This is a genomic window from Bradyrhizobium sp. CFUWI (assembly GCF_056429085.1).
The window spans coordinates 72127-88693 of sequence record NZ_JBWJZE010000005.1 but is presented as its reverse complement, the minus strand read 5'-3'; the positions used below and the strand labels follow the sequence as shown (position 1 = coordinate 88693).

Here is a 16567-nt window from a genome sequence, read left to right as displayed (position 1 = left end):
GTTGACCGCATGATTCCGGGCGCGATTCCAGATCGTGCCGATTCTTTCAACCTGTGTGAGGTACTCCCAATGGCCGTTAGCAAGGTTTCCGACGCCGATTTCGAAGCCGAAGTGCTCAAGGCGAACGGCCCCGTGGTCGTCGATTTCTGGGCCGAGTGGTGCGGCCCGTGCCGCATGATCGCGCCCGCCCTCGACGAGATCGCCGGCGCGATGGGCGACAAGGTCAAGATCGTCAAGCTGAACGTCGACGAGAGCCCGAAGACCGCCTCGAAGTACGGCGTGATGTCGATCCCCACCCTGATGATCTTCAAGGGCGGCGAGATGGCCTCCCGCCAGGTCGGTGCGGCGCCAAAGGCGAAGCTGCAGCAGTGGATCACCTCCGCGGTCTGATCCACCTGCCATAGGATTATTTTCGACAACGGCCGGCGAAATGCCGGCCGTTCTGCGTTGATGGGACGTGTCCGGCGTATGACGAGTCCCAGCCCTTGCCTGCTCCTGCCGCGAAGCGCGCCCGAAGATCGACCTCGCTCGTCGCGATGGAGGCGCGGTCGGTCGACGAAATCCCGCGCGGCAAGGAGTGGCAGTACGAGCCGAAATGGGACGGCTTTCGCTGCCTGCTCTCGCGCGACGGCAACATCGTCGATCTGCGCTCGAAGTCGGGTGAGGACCTCGCGCGCTATTTTCCCGAGATCGTATCCGCCGCGCAGCAACTGAAAGCGGATCGATTCACCCTCGACGGCGAGCTCGTCGTGCCGCACGGCAGGGGCTTCTCCTTCGACGCGCTGCTGCAACGGATCCATCCCGCTGCAAGCCGCGTGAAGAAGCTTTCGCTGGACACGCCGGCGCTCTATCTCGTCTTCGATCTGCTCGCGGCCGCCAGAGATAAGACGCTTGCCGAAAAGCCGCTGAGCGAACGGCGGCCGGCGCTGGAAGCATTTGCGAAAGCCAGTCTGAAGGGCAGCCCCTTCCGTCTTTCGCCGATGACGACAAGCTACGCCACGGCCAAGAAATGGCTGGCGCAATCCGGCGGCGGCTCGGACGGCATCATCGCCAAGCGCATCGATCTGCCCTATCAGGCCGGAAATCGCGACGGCATGCAGAAGATCAAGAAATTCCGCAGCGCCGATTGCGTGGTCGGCGGCTTCCGCTACGCCACCAACAAGATCGCGGGCCGCAACGTGGTCGGCTCGCTGCTGCTCGGGCTGTACGACGCGAAGGGCCTGTTACACCATGTCGGTTTCACCTCCGCGATCAAGACGGAGCAGAAGCCCGCGCTGACCGACCGGCTGGAGGCGCTGATCGGCGATCCTGGCTTCACCGGCAACGCGCCGGGCGGGCCGAGCCGCTGGTCGACCGAGCGCTCGGCGAAATGGTGTCCGCTGAAGCCGAAGCTGGTGATCGAGGTCTGCTACGACCATTTCAGCGGCGAGCGCTTTCGCCACGGCACCTCGATCCTGCGCTGGCGTCCCGAAAAGGCACCGCGGCAATGCACATTCGAGCAGCTGAAGCAGAAAGCGGCGGATCCGATGAAGCTGTTGAAGTGATCCGCGCTCGTGCCCCGGACGCAGCGCAAAGCGCTGCACCGCGTCCGGGACACGACAGGAGTTAGCCGATCCATCCCGTCGCGAGCGCATTCGCGAGCTCTGGCTGCCCGTTGCGCCGCGCCAGCGCCGCCATGGCCTGGTGATCATACGCGACGTGGCGGAACGTCACCTGCCAGGCACCATTCACCAGCTCGAGGATCGCATAGCGCGCATGCGGCGTGCCGGCTTCGACGACATGCGGATACGGATGCTTGTCGCGATAACCGGGGCTGCCGACGCTGCCGGGATTGACGATCAGACGGCCGTCGCGCAAGCGCACGGCACGGGCGAGATGGGTGTGAGCGCAGAGGATCAGGGACTGCGTGAGCCCCAGCGCCAATTGCTCGATCCGGTCCAGCGGCGACAGCGCCACCGCGCCATCGGGATGCACAATGTCGAGCCAGTACACCTCGTCATTGCCGGGCGTCGCGTGACAGAGAAACACTTGGTCGCGGAAGACCCGCGTCATCGGCTGCGCGCGCAGCCAGTCGAGTTGCGCGGCATCGAGCGCGGCATGGGCAGGACGATCCCAGGAGCCCATCTTCTCCGGCGGACGGTCGAGCAGATAGCGATCGTGGTTGCCGAGCACATGCACCGCGTCGAGATTCATCAGGATCTCGATGGTGCGGCGCGCATCGAGCGGGCCGCTCAGCATGTCGCCGAGATTGACGATGTCGGTAATGTCAAGCGCGTGGATGTCGGCGAGCACCGCCTCCAGCGCGAGATAATTCCCGTGGACATCAGCGATGACGGCAATGCGCATTGTCAATATCCCAACTCTCGTGCCCCGGACGCAGCGCAGCACGCAGTGATGCGTTGCCGAGCCGGGGTCCACGCGGCTTCCGGGTCCCCGCTCTGCGCCGCGTCATTTCATGCCGCGCCGCGTCCGGGACACGAGACCGTCATGCAGGAGGCGTGCCGTTGATCGCCAGCACGTGGCCGGCGAGATACAGCGAGCCTGATATCAGGATGCGCGGCGGCACGTCGTAGGCGAGCTTGGCCAAGGCGCGCAGCGCGGCTTCGACGCCGGAAACGGTTTCGACGCGCATGCCGAGGCTGCGCGCGGCATCCGCGAGACGATCGACCGGCATCGCGTTCTCGGTGTCGGGGATCGGCACCGCGATGATGTGGCGGGTGAGGCCGGCGAAATTGGCGAGAAAACCCTGCGCGTCCTTGTTGGCCATCATGCCCGCGATCACCACCAGCGGCCGCGACACCCGCTCCTCGAGATCGCCGAGCGCGGCGGCTGCAACGCGGCCGCCTTCGGCATTGTGCCCACCATCGAGCCAGATCTCCGAGCCCTGCGGACCCCAGGACAGCAGCTCGCCCGAAGTGATGCGCTGCATCCGCGCCGGCCATTCGGCGCCGACGATGCCGGCCTCGAACGCGGCTTGACTCACCTTGAAAATCGGGACCGCCCGCAGCGTCGCGATGGCAAGGCCGGCATTGGCGAATTGGTGGCGGCCGAACAGACGCGGCGCCGGGAGATCCATCAGGCCGCGGTCGTCGGAATAGACCAGGCGGCCGCGCTCGACATTGACGTGCCAGCTCTCGTTCGCGGCAAACAGCGGCGCACGCATCTGCCTGGCTTGCGCCTCGATCACGGCCATTGCTTCCGGCGCCTGCTCCGCGGAGATCACCGGCACGCCGCGCTTGATGATCGCCGCCTTCTCGCCGGCAATCGAGGTCAACGTGTCGCCGAGAAAATCCATGTGGTCCATGCTGACGGGCGTGATCACGCAGGCCGCCGGAGCGTCGATGACGTTGGTCGAGTCAAGTCGGCCGCCAAGGCCGACTTCGAGCAGCACCACGTCGGCCGGGTTCTGCGCGAACAGATGAAAGGCGGCTGCCGTCTTCAGCTCGAACAAGGTCGCGGCTTCGCCGGCATTGACGCGCTCGACCTCCTCCAGCGCCGCGCGCAGCTCCTCGTCGCCGACCAGCACGCCGCCACCGAGGCGGCCGAGCCGAAAACACTCGTTGATGCGAACGAGATAGGGCGAGGTGTAGGCGTGGACGCGCAAGCCAGCTGCCTCCAGCATTGCGCGCAGATAGGCGAGCGTCGAGCCCTTGCCATTGGTGCCGGCGATGTGGATCACCGGCGGCAGCTTGCTTTCAGGATGCCCGAGCCGCGCGAGCAGCCGGTGCATCCGCGCCAGGCCCAGATCGATGCGTTTCTGATGCAGGACCGACAGCCGCCCGATCAATTCGCCGAGCGGCGTCTTCGTGCTGTCCGGGGACGCGTTCACGCGTGGGGCGCAGCCGGCGCCGTCTCAGCGGCCGATATGATCTGTGCCGGGCTGGTGACGGCCTGCGTCGGCTTCGATGCGCCCTCTTGTGCCGGCGCCTTGGTCAGCAGACGGCAGAGCCGCGCCAGGGTCGGGCGCAGCTCGTGGCGATGCACGACCATGTCGACCATGCCGTGCTCCTTGAGGTACTCGGCGCGCTGGAAACCCTCGGGAAGCTTTTCACGAATGGTCTGCTCGATCACCCGCGCGCCGGCAAAGCCGATCAGCGCGCCGGGCTCGGCGATCTGCACGTCGCCCAGCATCGCGTAGGACGCGGTGACGCCGCCGGTGGTCGGATTGGTCAGCACGACGATGTAGGGCAGCTTGGCCTCACGCAGCATCTGCACCGCGACCGTCGTGCGCGGCATCTGCATCAGCGACAGGATGCCCTCCTGCATGCGCGCTCCGCCGGATGCGGCGAACACGATGAACGGCGAGTTCTTCTCGACTGCAAGCTCCATCCCGCGCACGATGGCCTCGCCGGCTGCCATGCCGAGCGAGCCGCCCATGAAGTCGAAATCCTGCACGGCAACGACGACAGCGGAGCCTTCGAGCTTGCCGTAGCCGACCTTGATCGCGTCGTTGAGATTGGTCCGCGCCCGCGCATCCTTGATGCGGTCGGCGTATTTCTTTTCATCGCGGAACTTGAGCGGATCGGCCGTCACCTCGGGCAACGCGACGTCGAACCAGGTCTCGTTGTCGAAGATCGACTTCAAGCGCGCCACCGCGCCCATCCGCATGTGGTAGTTGGAGCCGGGGATGACGAACTGGTTGGCCTCGACGTCCTTGTAGAACACGAGCTGTCCGGAATCCGGGCATTTGATCCACAGATTCTCCGGCGTCTCCCGCCGCAGCATGTTGCGGATCTTCGGCCGGACCACATTGGTAAGCCAGTTCATGGTTTGCTCCGATGTGCGGACCCGTGGAGGGCCGCCTGAAAGGATATATGGCGGCCGGACCCCTGCCCGGCAAGCCGCCGTGTCGCCCGCCTCGAAAGCGGAATATGGCCTATTCCGCCGCCTGTTGCGCGCCCTTGACGCCCTGGGCCAGGGCCGCCGTCAACTCGGCGACGGCGTTCACGGTTTTGGCGGTCGCCCGTCCCTCGGTATCGAGGCTGTTCTTGAGCGCATCGACCAGCGCGGTACCGACAACCGAACCATCAGCCTTCTCGGCAATGGCGCGCGCCGCCTCCGGCGTGCGGATGCCGAAACCGACGCATATCGGCAGCTTGGTATGCCGCTTGATGCGCGCGACAGCTTCACCGACGACATTCGCGTTCGCCGCCGCTGCACCAGTGATACCGGCGATGGAGACGTAATAGACAAAGCCTGACGTGTTCGCGAGCACCGCCGGCAGGCGCTTGTCGTCGGTGGTCGGCGTCGCCAGGCGAATGAAGTTCAGGCCCGCCTTCAGCGCGGGAATGCAGAGCTCGTCGTCTTCCTCCGGCGGCAAATCGACGATGATGAGGCCGTCAACGCCGGCCGTCTTGGCATCAGTCAAGAACTTGTCGACGCCATAGACGTAGATCGGATTGTAATAGCCCATCAGCACCAGGGGCGTGACGTTGTCGTCCTTGCGGAAGTCGCGCACCAGTTCCAGCGTCTTCTTCAAGGTCATGCCGGCCTTGAGCGCGCGCAGACCTGCAGCCTGGATCGACGGACCATCCGCCATCGGATCGGTGAAGGGAATGCCGAGTTCGATGACGTCGGCGCCCGCCCTGGGCAGCGCCTTGACGATGTTGAGCGACGTCGTGAGATCGGGATCGCCGGCCATCACATAGGTGACGAAGGCCGCGCGGCCCTGCTTTTTCAGCTCGGCAAAACGGGTGTCGATACGCGTGGTCACTTCTTGCCCCTCAGGATGTCGCCGACCTGCGGGACGTCCTTGTCGCCGCGGCCGGAGAGGTTGACGACCATCAGGTGGTCTTTCGGCCGCTTCGGCGCGAGCTCCATCACCTTGGCGATGGCGTGCGCGGGTTCGAGCGCGGGAATGATGCCTTCGAGCTTCGACAGCAGCTGGAACGCGGCCAGCGCCTCCTCGTCGGTCGCGGACAGATAATTCACGCGGCCGACCTCGTGCAGCCAGGAATGCTCGGGCCCGATGCCGGGATAATCGAGGCCGGCCGAGATCGAATGCGCGTCCTGGATCTGGCCGTCGGCGTCCATCAAGAGATAAGTGCGGTTGCCGTGCAGCACGCCGGGACGTCCGCCGGCGATCGAGGCCGCGTGCAGCTGCGTGAGGCCATGACCAGCAGCCTCGACGCCGAAGATTTCGACGGAGGGATCGTCGAGGAACGGATGGAACAGGCCCATCGCATTGGAGCCGCCGCCGATGCAGGCGACCAGCGAGTCCGGCAGGCGTCCCTCGACCTCCTGCATCTGCGCCTTGGTCTCGTTGCCGATGATCGACTGGAAGTCGCGCACCAAGGTCGGATAGGGGTGCGGGCCCGCCACCGTGCCGATGCAGTAGAAGGTGTTGTGCACGTTGGTGACCCAGTCGCGCAGCGCCTCGTTCATGGCGTCCTTCAGCGTGCGCGTGCCCGACTGCACCGGCATCACCTTGGCGCCCAGCATCTCCATGCGGATGACGTTGGGCTGCTGCCGCTCGACGTCGACGGCGCCCATATAGACGACGCATTCCAGGCCGAAGCGCGCGCACAGCGTCGCGGTGGCGACACCGTGCTGGCCCGCGCCGGTCTCGGCGATGATGCGCTTCTTGCCCATCCGCCGCGCCAGCATGATCTGGCCGAGCACGTTGTTGACCTTGTGCGAGCCGGTGTGGTTGAGCTCTTCGCGCTTCAGGTAGATCTTGGCGCCGCCGAGATGCTCCGTCAGGCGCTCGGCGAAATAGAGCGGCGAGGGCCGGCCGACATAGTTCTTGAGATAGCCGTTCATCTCGGCCTGGAACGCCGGATCGGCCTTGGCCGCAGTGTAGGCCGTCTCGAGGTCGAGGATCAGCGGCATCAGGGTTTCGGCGACGAAGCGTCCGCCGAAAATGCCGAAATGGCCGCGCTCGTCGGGGCCGCTGCGGTAGGAATTTGGCTTGGCGATGTTCATCGGACGCTCAACTCTCTGACGCTCAACTCTTGGGTGGCGCGCGCGGCGCGGATGAAGGCTTTGATCAGCTCCGGATCCTTCACACCGGGAGCGCTCTCCACCCCGGAGGACACGTCGACGCCGCTGGCGCGGGTCAGGCGCACGGCTTCGGCAATGTTCCCGGCATGCAGGCCGCCCGAAACCATATATGGCAGCGCGAGCTCGAGGTTTTGCAGCAGGTGCCAATCGAACGGCGCGCCGAGCCCGCCCGGCCGGGTCGCGTCCTTCGGAGGCCTCGCGTCGAACAGGATGCGGTCGGCGACCGCGGCGTAGCCGGGCAACACGGCGAGATCGGCCGCAGTCTCGACAGGCAACGCCTTCATCACCGGGCGGCCGTACTTCTGCTTGATGTCGCGCAGCCGCGCGACGCTTTCCTTGCCGTGGAGCTGGAAAATGTCCGGCGACAGCGCGTCCATGATGTTGTCGAGCGTGGCATCATCGGCATCGACGGTCAGCGCCACCTTGAGCGCCCGCCCCTTGACCTGGCGACCGAGCTCACGACCGAGCTCCAGCGACAGGTGCCGCGGCGACGGCGGGAAGAACACGAACCCCACCATATCCGCACCCGCCTCGAGCGCCGTTTGAAGCGTCTCGCGCGTGGACAGGCCGCAGATCTTGACGAGCAGGGACATGGTCTCAAAGCAAATGGAGGCCGCGGGCCCGCGGCCGGAAAACGGGGTTTTGCGTTGCGGCCGCTTCTACAACGTCGCGCGCTGCTTGTCTCGCCCGATGGGCCCGTAAAGCCCCACCCCGGAAGGAACGGGAAGGCGCTGGGACTCCGGCCTTGCCGCGGCCGCCCGGGCCCGCAGATCGGCCAGCTCGCCCCTTGCGGCCCGGGCCTCCGCCTCATGCCGGCGCGCGGAGCGCCGCCAGTGCCGCTGGCCGAACCAAACGGCGCAGCCGCCCGCGAAGACCCCGACGGCCGCCACCAGGATCAGCAGCAGGAACAGCGGCAACGTGACCGAGAGTGAAGGGTCGCTGGCAATGAAGGGGTCGAACGAGACCGTGACAAAATGGCGGTTGGCGACGGCAAACGCCACCAGGATCAGGCCCAGCGGAATGACGATCAACGCGGTCAGGAACTTTCGCATCGTGATCGCTCGTCTTGAATCCAGCTTGCAGCCGCATCATGCGGCCGTTCCGTTAAACGCCGACGACGACAGCCTCAGTCCGCCGCGCCCGGATCCGGATGGTCGCGGTTCAGCCGCTCGCGCATTTCCTTGCCGGTCTTGAAGAACGGAACGCTCTTCTGATCGACGGGCACATGGGCGCCAGTACGCGGATTGCGCCCGGCGCGTGCGGGGCGATGCTTGACCGAGAAGGCGCCGAAGCCGCGCAGCTCGACGCGATCGCCGCGTGCGAGGGCCGCTACGATCTCTTCGAGAATCGCATTCACAATGTTCTCGACATCCCGCTGGTACAGATGCGGGTTGTGCTCGGCGATGCGCTGAACAAGTTCGGATTTGATCATCGAGAGATAGGACCCGGAAGCGTGCGGATGACCATTTCCGTGAAAATACCTTGATCTGTCAAGACGCTAAATCAAGGCTGAGCGTCGTGAAAATGCGTGACAAATGCCGAAAAAGCGGGCTGTCCCGACACCCGTCAGACGGGAAAAGCTTGGGAAACTCGCCTGAACCCCTCAGTTTGAGGTGGCCGGTTGCCACAGCGCCAGCATTCCGTCCATTCCGAACCGATCGACCGCCTGCGCGACGCCGGTTTGCCCGATTTGATGCGCAATCGAGCCTAAACCAAGCGCTTCCAGCGTGACGGCGGCCGCCGTCTTGAGGAACGTCAGATCGCCAAAGCGCGGCTGGAGCTTGTAGTCGCGTACCGGCAGCCCCTTCTTGACGCTCTTGTGCTCGACGAGCCAAGTCACTGCCGTCTTCTCGTCGCCGATCTGGTCGATCAGCTTGAGGTCGATCGCCTGGCGTCCGGTGAAGACGCGGCCGTCGGCCACTTTCTCGAGCTGCGTGTCATCCATGCCACGCCGGTCCTTCACCAATCCCCTGAACCAGGCGTAGGAATCCTTCACCAGCGCATCGAGGGCGGCCCGTGCTTCGGGGCTGGTCGGCTCGAAACCGTTCGGCGCGGCCTTCAGCGGCGACGACTTCACCTCCTCGACCTTGACGCCGATCGTCTTCAAGAGCTCGCTGACGTTGGGATATTGGAACAGCACGCCGATCGATCCGACCAGCGAGCTCTGCTGGGCGATGATGTGATCGCTCGCGATCGCCGTGATGTAGCCGCCGGAGGCAGCCAGGCCCTCGATCACCACGACGAGCGGCTTCTTCGCCTTCAGCCGGACCAGCGAATCGTAGAGCTGCTCGGAGCCGGCGGTGGTGCCGCCCGGCGAGTTGATGTGAACGATGACGGCGGCGGCCTGCGAATTCTCCAGCCGCTCCAGCGCCTGCGTGCGATCGGAATCGCTGCGGATCAGGCCCTCGATGTGAACCCGCGCGATCGAGCCGGCGGATGCGAAGGTACCGCGCGCGCCGGGTGTCGCAATCAGCGCAGCGCTTGCGATCGCCGCGATCGCGATCAGCGCGGCTACGACGCGCCAGAACGTCAGCTTACGACGAATCCGGCGGCGATCGACGATGATGTCCGAATCGAGCGACATCGGAATATCTCCAAATGAAAGACTGGACGCGTTGTGCCGTCACGGCGTGACCAACGGCTTATCTGGATACATCAATTGCGGCGCAATTTGAAGAAAACAAGGCCTCGTGAGGGCAAGCAAGTCGCCGCAGAGTTCAGTCGTCATCCCCGCGAACGCGGGGATCCATAACCCCAGGGAGGCGTGTGACGCGAGAGGCCTACTCCGAGTCTTCGCCAAACCACGGCCGGTGGGTATGGGTCCCGCCCGACAACGCTGCGCATTGTCGGGATCTGCGCTTGTCCGGGACGACAGCTGCGTATGTGGCAACAGAATACGGGACAACAAAAAAGCCCCGGCTCGCGCCGGGGCTTCGATGTCAGCGAAAAGAAAGTTTCGCTTACTTGCTGTCGCGGTTCTTGAGCGCGGTGCCGAGGATATCGCCGAGCGTCGCACCCGAATCGGAGGAGCCGTACTGAGCGATGGCTTCCTTCTCTTCGGCGACTTCGAGCGCCTTGATCGACACCTGGACCTTGCGGGCCTTCTTGTCGAACTGGATCACGCGGGCATCGACCTTCTCGCCGACGGCGAAGCGTTCGGCGCGCTGGTCGTTGCGGTCACGGGCAAGCTCGGAGCGCTTGATGAAGGTCGAGAAGTCGGTACCGGCGATCTTCACCTCGATACCGCTTTCCTTCACTTCGAGCACTTCGCAGGTCACGACCGCGCCCTTCTTGACATCGCCCGGCTCGGCGAAGGGGTCGCCTTCGAGCTGCTTGATGCCGAGCGAGATGCGCTCCTTCTCGACGTCCACATCGAGCACCACGGCCTTCACCATGTCGCCCTTCTTGTAGTTGTCGATCACCTGCTCGCCCGGAAGCTTCCAGTCCAGGTCGGAGAGATGGACCATGCCGTCGACGTCGCCCTCGAGACCCAGGAACAGACCGAACTCGGTCTTGTTCTTGACTTCGCCCTCGACCACCGAACCGGTCGGGTGACCTTCGACGAAGACCTCCCAGGGGTTGCGCATGGTCTGCTTGAGGCCGAGCGAGATGCGGCGCTTGACGGAATCGACTTCCAGCACCTGCACTTCGACTTCCTGCGAGGTCGAAACGATCTTGCCGGGGTGCATGTTCTTCTTGGTCCACGACATCTCGGAGACGTGGATCAGGCCTTCGATGCCCGGCTCGAGCTCGACGAACGCACCGTAGTCGGTGATGTTGGTGACACGGCCGGTGAAGCGGGCACCCAGCGGGTACTTGGCTTCGATGCCCTGCCACGGATCGTCCAGCAGCTGCTTCATGCCCAGCGAGATGCGGTGCGTCTCGTGGTTGATCTTGATGATCTTGACCTTCACGGTCTGGCCGATCGAGAGCACCTCGGTCGGGTGGTTGACGCGGCGCCACGCGATGTCGGTGACGTGCAGCAGGCCGTCGATGCCGCCGAGATCGACGAACGCACCGTAATCGGTGATGTTCTTGACCACGCCGTCGATGACCTGACCCTCTTCGAGGTTCTGCACCAGCTCCTGACGCTGCTCGGCGCGGGTCTCTTCCAGCACGGTGCGGCGCGACACCACGATGTTGCCGCGACGGCGGTCCATCTTGAGGATCTGGAACGGCTGCGAGTTGTTCATCAGCGGCGCAACGTCGCGGATCGGACGGATGTCGACCTGCGAGCGCGGCAGGAAGGCCACGGCACCGTCGAGGTCGACGGTGAAGCCGCCCTTGACCTGGTTGAAGATGACGCCGTTGACCTTCTCGTTGTTCTGGAACGCCTTCTCGAGCTTGCCCCAGCTCTCTTCGCGGCGCGCCTTGTCGCGCGACAGCACGGCTTCGCCGAGAGCGTTCTCGATGCGATCGAGGAACACTTCCACCTCGTCGCCGACCTTCAGTTCACTGTCACGGCCGGGGCCGGAAAATTCGCGCAGGGCGACGCGGCCCTCGGTCTTCAGGCCGACGTCGATGACGGCCATGTCCTTTTCAATTGCAACCACCTTGCCCTTGACGACGGAGCTTTCCTGCAGGTTGCCGCCTGCGAAGGACTCGTCGAGCATCGCGGCGAAATCGTCGCGCGACGGGCTGTAGGTATCAGCAGAAGTCGAAGCCATTTGTTCTCCAGTTGCGGAAGCATGCCGGCCGTTGGGTTCATGGGCGTATCGCACACGCAGTGTCGGAAGGTCCGCAGAACCTTCGAGCGACCGCTCGCTGCCCCGGCTCGGGGCCGAAACAGCGGAAGCGGGCCGGCTGAGGCCCGCGCGTTCGATACGTGGAAATCTTGTGTCCGGAGCCTGGATCGTGCCGGTCCCGAAACGCGGGGCCTGACATATCGACCTCAAAGAGCGGGAGCGGGCACTTCCTCCAATGACGGCTGCGGCTTAACCCCGCGACCGGCCCGCTCGGACGGCCTCGATAATGTCGATGGCGGCCCGGACGCCGCCTTCTATATCCAGTTGGGAGTTATCTAGCAAGTAAGCATCCGGGGCCGGTTTCAAAGGCGCAATCGGCCGGTTCTTGTCGCGTTCGTCGCGCTGGATGATGTCGGCGAGCACCGCGGCCTCGTCCGCCTCCTCGCCCCTCGCCCTGGCCTCCATGGTGCGGCGGCGGGCACGGACCCTGGGGTCGGCGACGACGAAGATCTTCACGTCGGCATCCGGGCAGATCACGGTTCCAATGTCGCGGCCGTCCAGGACGGCGCCGGGCGGATCGGCCGCGAATTGCCGCTGGAAATTGACCAGGACCTCGCGAACCCTGGGGATCGCCGAGACGATCGAGGCACCCTCGCCGGCCTTCTGGGTCTTCAGCGCGGGATTGCCGAACTTTTCGGGATCGAGCTCCAGCGCGGCCTGCACCGCGGCCGCCTCGTCGCGGAGATCATGACCGGATTGCATCAGGGCGTAGGCCACGGCGCGGTAGATCACGCCGGTATCGAGATGACGATAACCGTAATGATGGGCGAGACGCTTGCCAAGCGTCCCCTTACCCGAGGCCGCGGGCCCGTCGATGGCGATGATCATGTCGCTCAAACCTTGGCTGTCTGGGGCCCGCGTGCGCGTCGCAGTGGCCGCTCTTCGGTAAAGATATTGCGAGACGCGAACTCCGCGGGACTCGCAAAGGTGAGATATTCGCGCATCGCGTCGGAGGGGGACGACGCAGTGAACCATGGCTCGGCAAGGCGTCGGGCCGGATCGCAGACCCAGGCCGGCACCCGGCCAAGACGACGTTGTTTGGCCAGATATTCGGCGATCGCACCGACCAAGGCGTCGAGCCGTTCGTTCTGCGTCAACGCCGGCTCGTCCTCGATCGTCTCGTACTGAGCGAGGCTGGTCCCCGCGAGATCGAACGTGTCTACGAATTCGGCCAACGTCGCATCCTGCGGCGCGCCGGCGCGAATACGCTCGACGGCTTCAGCGAGGGTATTTGGGCGCATCCGCTCCTCCCTCAGGATCCATGTTCTTCAGCAAGAAACGCTGCTTCTCCGACGAAGCTGCGCTCACCGGAAAATATCGGCCGAGCAAAGCGATGGCTTCCTCGACGGTCGTGATCCCGACGACTTTCATCAAGTTCAAAATGTCCAGCCGTTCCATCTCCCCGCGAACGGGGTCCGTCACGCGGAACGCTTTCAATTTTAATGCCAAAAGATATGCAGCGGTTGGCACGGAAACCTCAAGCCCCGGTGATGTGCCATCACGCGGGAAGGTGCCGAATTCGAGGTGATCCGCAGCGCGATCAGCCAGCGGGCTGAGATGAAACACGACGTGATCGTTGAACCAATCGGCATCCCATCCATTCCGCGCGGCAATTTCGGCCGTTATTTTCTTTAGCCAATCCGGCAGCGGATGCTCGAGCTTAGAGACGTCAACATCTTCCGTCGCAAGGCGGAAATTACTGGCAAGCATGAGGGCGGAGCCGCCATAAACCGCAATCTGAAGTTTGGTTCCGGCATTGGCCGCAGCACGGCCGATCGAATCGAAAGCATCCAGCAGAGCTTCGCGGTCGAGGGCTGCGCTCATGGCCGCGGCCTCATGAAAACTCGGCCCCTAACGAACGCATCATCGGAATGAAGTCCGGAAAGCTGGTGGCGATGAAGGCGGTGTCGTCGACGGTCACGGGCTGGTCGGAGGCGCAGCCCATCACCAGCGCGGACATCGCGATGCGATGGTCCATATGGGTCGCGACAGTGCCGCCACCGGGAACGTGACCGCGGCCTTCGACGATCAGATCGTCACCGGAGATATCGACCTTCACGCCGTTGACGCGCAGCATCGCGGCGGTGGCCTCCAGCCGATCGGATTCCTTGACGCGCAGCTCGTGCAGGCCGCGCATGATGGTGGTGCCTTCGGCGAAGGAGGCCGCCACCGCCAGCACCAGATATTCGTCGATCATCGAGGGCGCGCGCTCCGGCGGCACCTCGACCCCGCGCAGTTTCGAGGCCCGCACCCGCAGTTTCGCCATCGGCTCGCCGGCGTCCCCGCGCGCCTCGCTTTCCTCGATCGAGGCGCCCATTTCGCGCAGCGTGGTGAAGAGGCCGGTGCGCAGCGGATTGGTCATGACGTCGGACAGGACGACATCGGAGCCCTCGACGATCAGCGCGGCGACCACCGGGAAAGCCGCCGAGGAGGGATCGGCGGGCACCACCACGGTGGCGCCGTGCAGCTCGGGCTGGCCCTTGAGCGTGATACGGCGGCCATGCGCGCCCTCCCGCGCCGAGGAGATGTCGGCACCGAAATGCTTCAGCATCAGCTCGGTGTGGTCGCGGCTGGCTTCGGTCTCGATGACAGTCGTGGTGCCGGGTGCGGCGAGGCCCGCCAGCAGCACCGCCGACTTGATCTGGGCCGAGGCGACCGGGGTCGTGTAGGTGATCGGCAGCGGATCGCGCGCGCCCTGCAGGGTCAGGGGCAGACGGCCGCCCTCACCACCGGAGATGACCTTCGCGCCCATCTTCTCCAGCGGATCGAGGATCCGGCGCATTGGGCGGCTGCGCAGCGAGGCGTCGCCGTCGAAGATCGCCGAGATCGGGCAGCCGGCGACGGCGCCCATCACCAGCCGGCAGCCGGTGCCGGAATTGCCGAAATCCAGAGCCGCCTTGGGCGCGGCGAAGCCTGCGACGCCCACCCCGTTCACCTTCCAGGCGAAATCGCCGGTGCGCTCGACCCTGGCGCCCAGCGCCTGCATGGATTTGGCGGTGTTGAGGACGTCCTCGCCCTCCAGCAGGCCCGAAATCTTGGTCTCGCCGACCGCCAGAGCGCCCAGGATCAGCGCGCGGTGAGAGATCGACTTGTCGCCGGGCACCCGTACTGTCCCGGTCAGGGGACCGCTGGCGCGGGACTGAAGCGGCCTCGGATGGTCGGAATGAGTCAAGATTGTGTCCTTGGATGAGCCCTGAGGGGACTTCGGCGCAGGTACCACATGGTCCGTGCCTCGTCACGGGCATGTCGTTCTCCCGTAATGCGCTATTGACAGCGGGCCGCCAACTAGCCAAGTGAAACACCGCTTTTCAGACATTCCCAGGATTCCTGCCGTGGCCAAGTCCGAACTCGGAACCAAACGTATTTGCCCGACCACGGGCAAAAAGTTCTATGACCTCAACAAGAATCCGGTGATCTCGCCCTATACCGGCGAAGTGGTGCCGATCGCCCCGGTGGCGCCGGCGCGCATGCCCCGTGGCGCCGAAGCCCGGCACGCGGCGACAGCGGATGCGACGCCCGAGCCGGCAGAGGTCGAAGAGGTCTCGCTCGAGGAAGCCGATGCCGAGGAGAACACCGGCAAGGTCAAGGCCGTGGTGCCCGAATCCGAAGACGATATCGAGGTCGACGAGACCCTCGACGACGACGATGACGATGATTCGACCTTCATCGCCGACGAAGAAGAGGGCGACGAGGACGTGACCGACATCATTGGTGATGTCGGAGGTGATGAAGAGACTTGAGATCAGGCCTGATCTGTGAAAAAGGGTGCACCGCGCGAGTCGCCAGGACTCGCCGGTTGGGGTGATCCACCAGATTCACCCCGTTAAGGACTAAGGGGCCATAGCTCAGCTGGGAGAGCGCTTGCATGGCATGCAAGAGGTCGGCGGTTCGATCCCGCCTGGCTCCACCAGCCTTCGCAGGCTACGCCTGCTTCGGCTCGGCAAGCCCTTTCGTAGCGAAGGCTGCCGCGGCGTAGCCCAAAGGGCGAAGCCGGGCTCCATCCGCAAACCTCCAGTTCGCAGCTTCGGCTTCGCAAGCCGTCTGGTAGCGAGGCGGGACTTCAGCAGAACGGAAGCGGGTATAAGAACTCCTCGACAACTGGGGAGCGTGCCGTGAAGTACGTCTACATTCTAGAAAGCCTCGATCGCCTCCACTTTTATGTCGGGATCACCGACGACCTGCGCGCCCGATGGGCAAAGCACAATGCCGGCGAGGTACCTCACACTTCGAAATTCGGGCCTTGGCGCCTCAAGACTTACGTCGCGTTCAGCAATGCGAAGCAGGCCGTCGCGTTTGAGAGATGCCTGAAGTCAGCGTCCGGCCGCGCGTTTGCCAAGAAGCGCCTCTAACCCCCTACTCCCCGATCACCGCGTTCAGCCGATCCCGCAGCGCCACGATCTCGTCCTTCATCGCGACCAGCTCCGGCACCGAGCAGCGGGAGGCCGCCAGGATCGACTGCGGCACGCTGCGGGCCTTTTCCTTCAAGGCATGGCCCTGCGCCGTCAGCGCGATCAACACTTGGCGCTCGTCCTCGCTGGAGCGCGTGCGCTTGACGAGATGCGCAGCTTCCAGCCGCTTCAGCAGCGGCGTCAGCGTGCCCGAATCCAGGAACAGCTTCTCGCCGATGTCCTTGACCGGCACGTCGTCGCGCTCCCACAGCACCAGCATCACCAGATATTGCGGATAGGTCAGGCCGAGCCGGTCCAGCAGCGGCTTGTAGACGCGGTTGAAGGCATGCGCGGCCGAATAGACCGCGAAGCAGATCTGGCTGTCGAGCCGCAGCGGCGCGTCCGCTGCCGTTGATTTTCGAGGCATGGAGA

At 64.7% G+C, this 16567-nt stretch carries 19 protein-coding genes and 1 tRNA gene; 5 read left to right on the top strand and 15 right to left on the bottom strand.

Annotated elements, in window-relative coordinates:
* Positions 1–69: 69 nt before the first annotated feature.
* Positions 70–390, top strand: coding sequence for a thioredoxin (gene trxA, locus AC066S_RS13080; protein ID WP_008540017.1), 321 nt, complete (start codon positions 70–72; stop codon positions 388–390).
* A 146-nt stretch (positions 391–536) separates the two neighbouring features.
* Positions 537–1544, top strand: a complete 1008-nt coding sequence (locus tag AC066S_RS13075; RefSeq protein WP_478270020.1) for an ATP-dependent DNA ligase — start codon at positions 537–539, stop codon at positions 1542–1544.
* 61 nt (positions 1545–1605) lie between these two features.
* On the opposite strand, the gene AC066S_RS13070 is transcribed toward AC066S_RS13075, so the two are convergent.
* The 14 genes from AC066S_RS13070 to aroA form a co-directional block, all read right to left on the bottom strand.
* The gene (locus tag AC066S_RS13070) at positions 1606–2346 is read right to left on the bottom strand and encodes a metallophosphoesterase family protein (RefSeq protein ID WP_478269875.1); all 741 of its coding nucleotides are present in this window, start codon (positions 2344–2346) and stop codon (positions 1606–1608) included.
* 139 nt (positions 2347–2485) lie between these two features.
* Positions 2486–3829, bottom strand: coding sequence for a bifunctional folylpolyglutamate synthase/dihydrofolate synthase (locus tag AC066S_RS13065; RefSeq protein WP_478269874.1), 1344 nt, complete (start codon positions 3827–3829; stop codon positions 2486–2488).
* A complete protein-coding gene (gene accD, locus AC066S_RS13060) occupies positions 3826–4767 on the bottom strand; it encodes an acetyl-CoA carboxylase, carboxyltransferase subunit beta (RefSeq protein WP_126256976.1) in 942 nt (313 codons plus the stop codon). The genes AC066S_RS13065 and accD overlap by 4 nt, the downstream gene beginning before the upstream one ends.
* Positions 4768–4876: 109 nt before the next feature.
* Positions 4877–5713 carry a tryptophan synthase subunit alpha gene (trpA, locus tag AC066S_RS13055; RefSeq protein ID WP_478269873.1) on the bottom strand — a complete coding sequence of 279 codons (837 nt, stop codon included), beginning with the start codon at positions 5711–5713 and terminating at the stop codon, positions 4877–4879.
* On the bottom strand, positions 5710–6924 hold the full coding sequence (gene trpB / locus AC066S_RS13050) for a tryptophan synthase subunit beta (RefSeq protein WP_135163600.1): 1215 nt from the start codon (positions 6922–6924) through the stop codon (positions 5710–5712). Before trpB ends, trpA begins: the two co-directional genes overlap by 4 nt.
* The gene (locus tag AC066S_RS13045) at positions 6921–7595 is read right to left on the bottom strand and encodes a phosphoribosylanthranilate isomerase (protein ID WP_478269872.1); all 675 of its coding nucleotides are present in this window, start codon (positions 7593–7595) and stop codon (positions 6921–6923) included. The genes trpB and AC066S_RS13045 overlap by 4 nt, the downstream gene beginning before the upstream one ends.
* A 66-nt stretch (positions 7596–7661) precedes the next feature.
* Positions 7662–8054 (bottom strand): lipopolysaccharide assembly protein LapA domain-containing protein, encoded by a 393-nt coding sequence (locus AC066S_RS13040; protein WP_126256972.1) that lies wholly within the window; start codon positions 8052–8054, stop codon positions 7662–7664.
* A gap of 74 nt (positions 8055–8128) precedes the next feature.
* Entirely contained in the window at positions 8129–8434 is a 306-nt protein-coding gene (locus AC066S_RS13035) for an integration host factor subunit beta (protein WP_008539997.1), read from the bottom strand.
* 171 nt (positions 8435–8605) lie between these two features.
* Positions 8606–9586, bottom strand: a complete 981-nt coding sequence (sppA, locus tag AC066S_RS13030; protein WP_478269871.1) for a signal peptide peptidase SppA — start codon at positions 9584–9586, stop codon at positions 8606–8608.
* A 376-nt stretch (positions 9587–9962) separates the two neighbouring features.
* A complete protein-coding gene (gene rpsA / locus AC066S_RS13025; protein ID WP_126256970.1) occupies positions 9963–11669 on the bottom strand; it encodes a 30S ribosomal protein S1 in 1707 nt (568 codons plus the stop codon).
* 267 nt (positions 11670–11936) lie between these two features.
* Positions 11937–12575, bottom strand: coding sequence for a (d)CMP kinase (cmk, locus tag AC066S_RS13020; RefSeq protein ID WP_126256969.1), 639 nt, complete (start codon positions 12573–12575; stop codon positions 11937–11939).
* A 5-nt stretch (positions 12576–12580) separates the two neighbouring features.
* Positions 12581–12988 (bottom strand): hypothetical protein, encoded by a 408-nt coding sequence (locus AC066S_RS13015; protein WP_126256968.1) that lies wholly within the window; start codon positions 12986–12988, stop codon positions 12581–12583.
* Positions 12966–13571: a hypothetical protein gene (locus AC066S_RS13010; RefSeq protein ID WP_126256967.1), complete on the bottom strand. Its 606-nt coding sequence runs from the start codon at positions 13569–13571 to the stop codon at positions 12966–12968. The genes AC066S_RS13015 and AC066S_RS13010 overlap by 23 nt, the downstream gene beginning before the upstream one ends.
* Positions 13572–13581: 10 nt before the next feature.
* Positions 13582–14919, bottom strand: coding sequence for a 3-phosphoshikimate 1-carboxyvinyltransferase (aroA, locus tag AC066S_RS13005; protein ID WP_478269870.1), 1338 nt, complete (start codon positions 14917–14919; stop codon positions 13582–13584).
* 160 nt (positions 14920–15079) lie between these two features.
* Between aroA and AC066S_RS13000 the strand changes: the two genes are divergently transcribed.
* From AC066S_RS13000 to AC066S_RS12990, 3 genes are all read left to right on the top strand, one after another.
* Complete coding sequence (locus tag AC066S_RS13000; RefSeq protein WP_126256965.1) at positions 15080–15487, top strand: TIGR02300 family protein; 408 nt, start codon at positions 15080–15082, stop codon at positions 15485–15487.
* Positions 15488–15581: 94 nt separating this feature from the next.
* A tRNA-Ala gene (locus AC066S_RS12995) sits at positions 15582–15657 on the top strand.
* A 202-nt stretch (positions 15658–15859) separates the two neighbouring features.
* Positions 15860–16096: a GIY-YIG nuclease family protein gene (locus AC066S_RS12990; RefSeq protein ID WP_135170069.1), complete on the top strand. Its 237-nt coding sequence runs from the start codon at positions 15860–15862 to the stop codon at positions 16094–16096.
* A 4-nt stretch (positions 16097–16100) separates the two neighbouring features.
* Here the strand turns inward: AC066S_RS12990 and AC066S_RS12985 are convergent, their stop codons facing one another.
* On the bottom strand, positions 16101–16562 hold the full coding sequence (locus AC066S_RS12985; protein ID WP_478269869.1) for a MarR family winged helix-turn-helix transcriptional regulator: 462 nt from the start codon (positions 16560–16562) through the stop codon (positions 16101–16103).
* Positions 16563–16567: the final 5 nt, after the last annotated feature.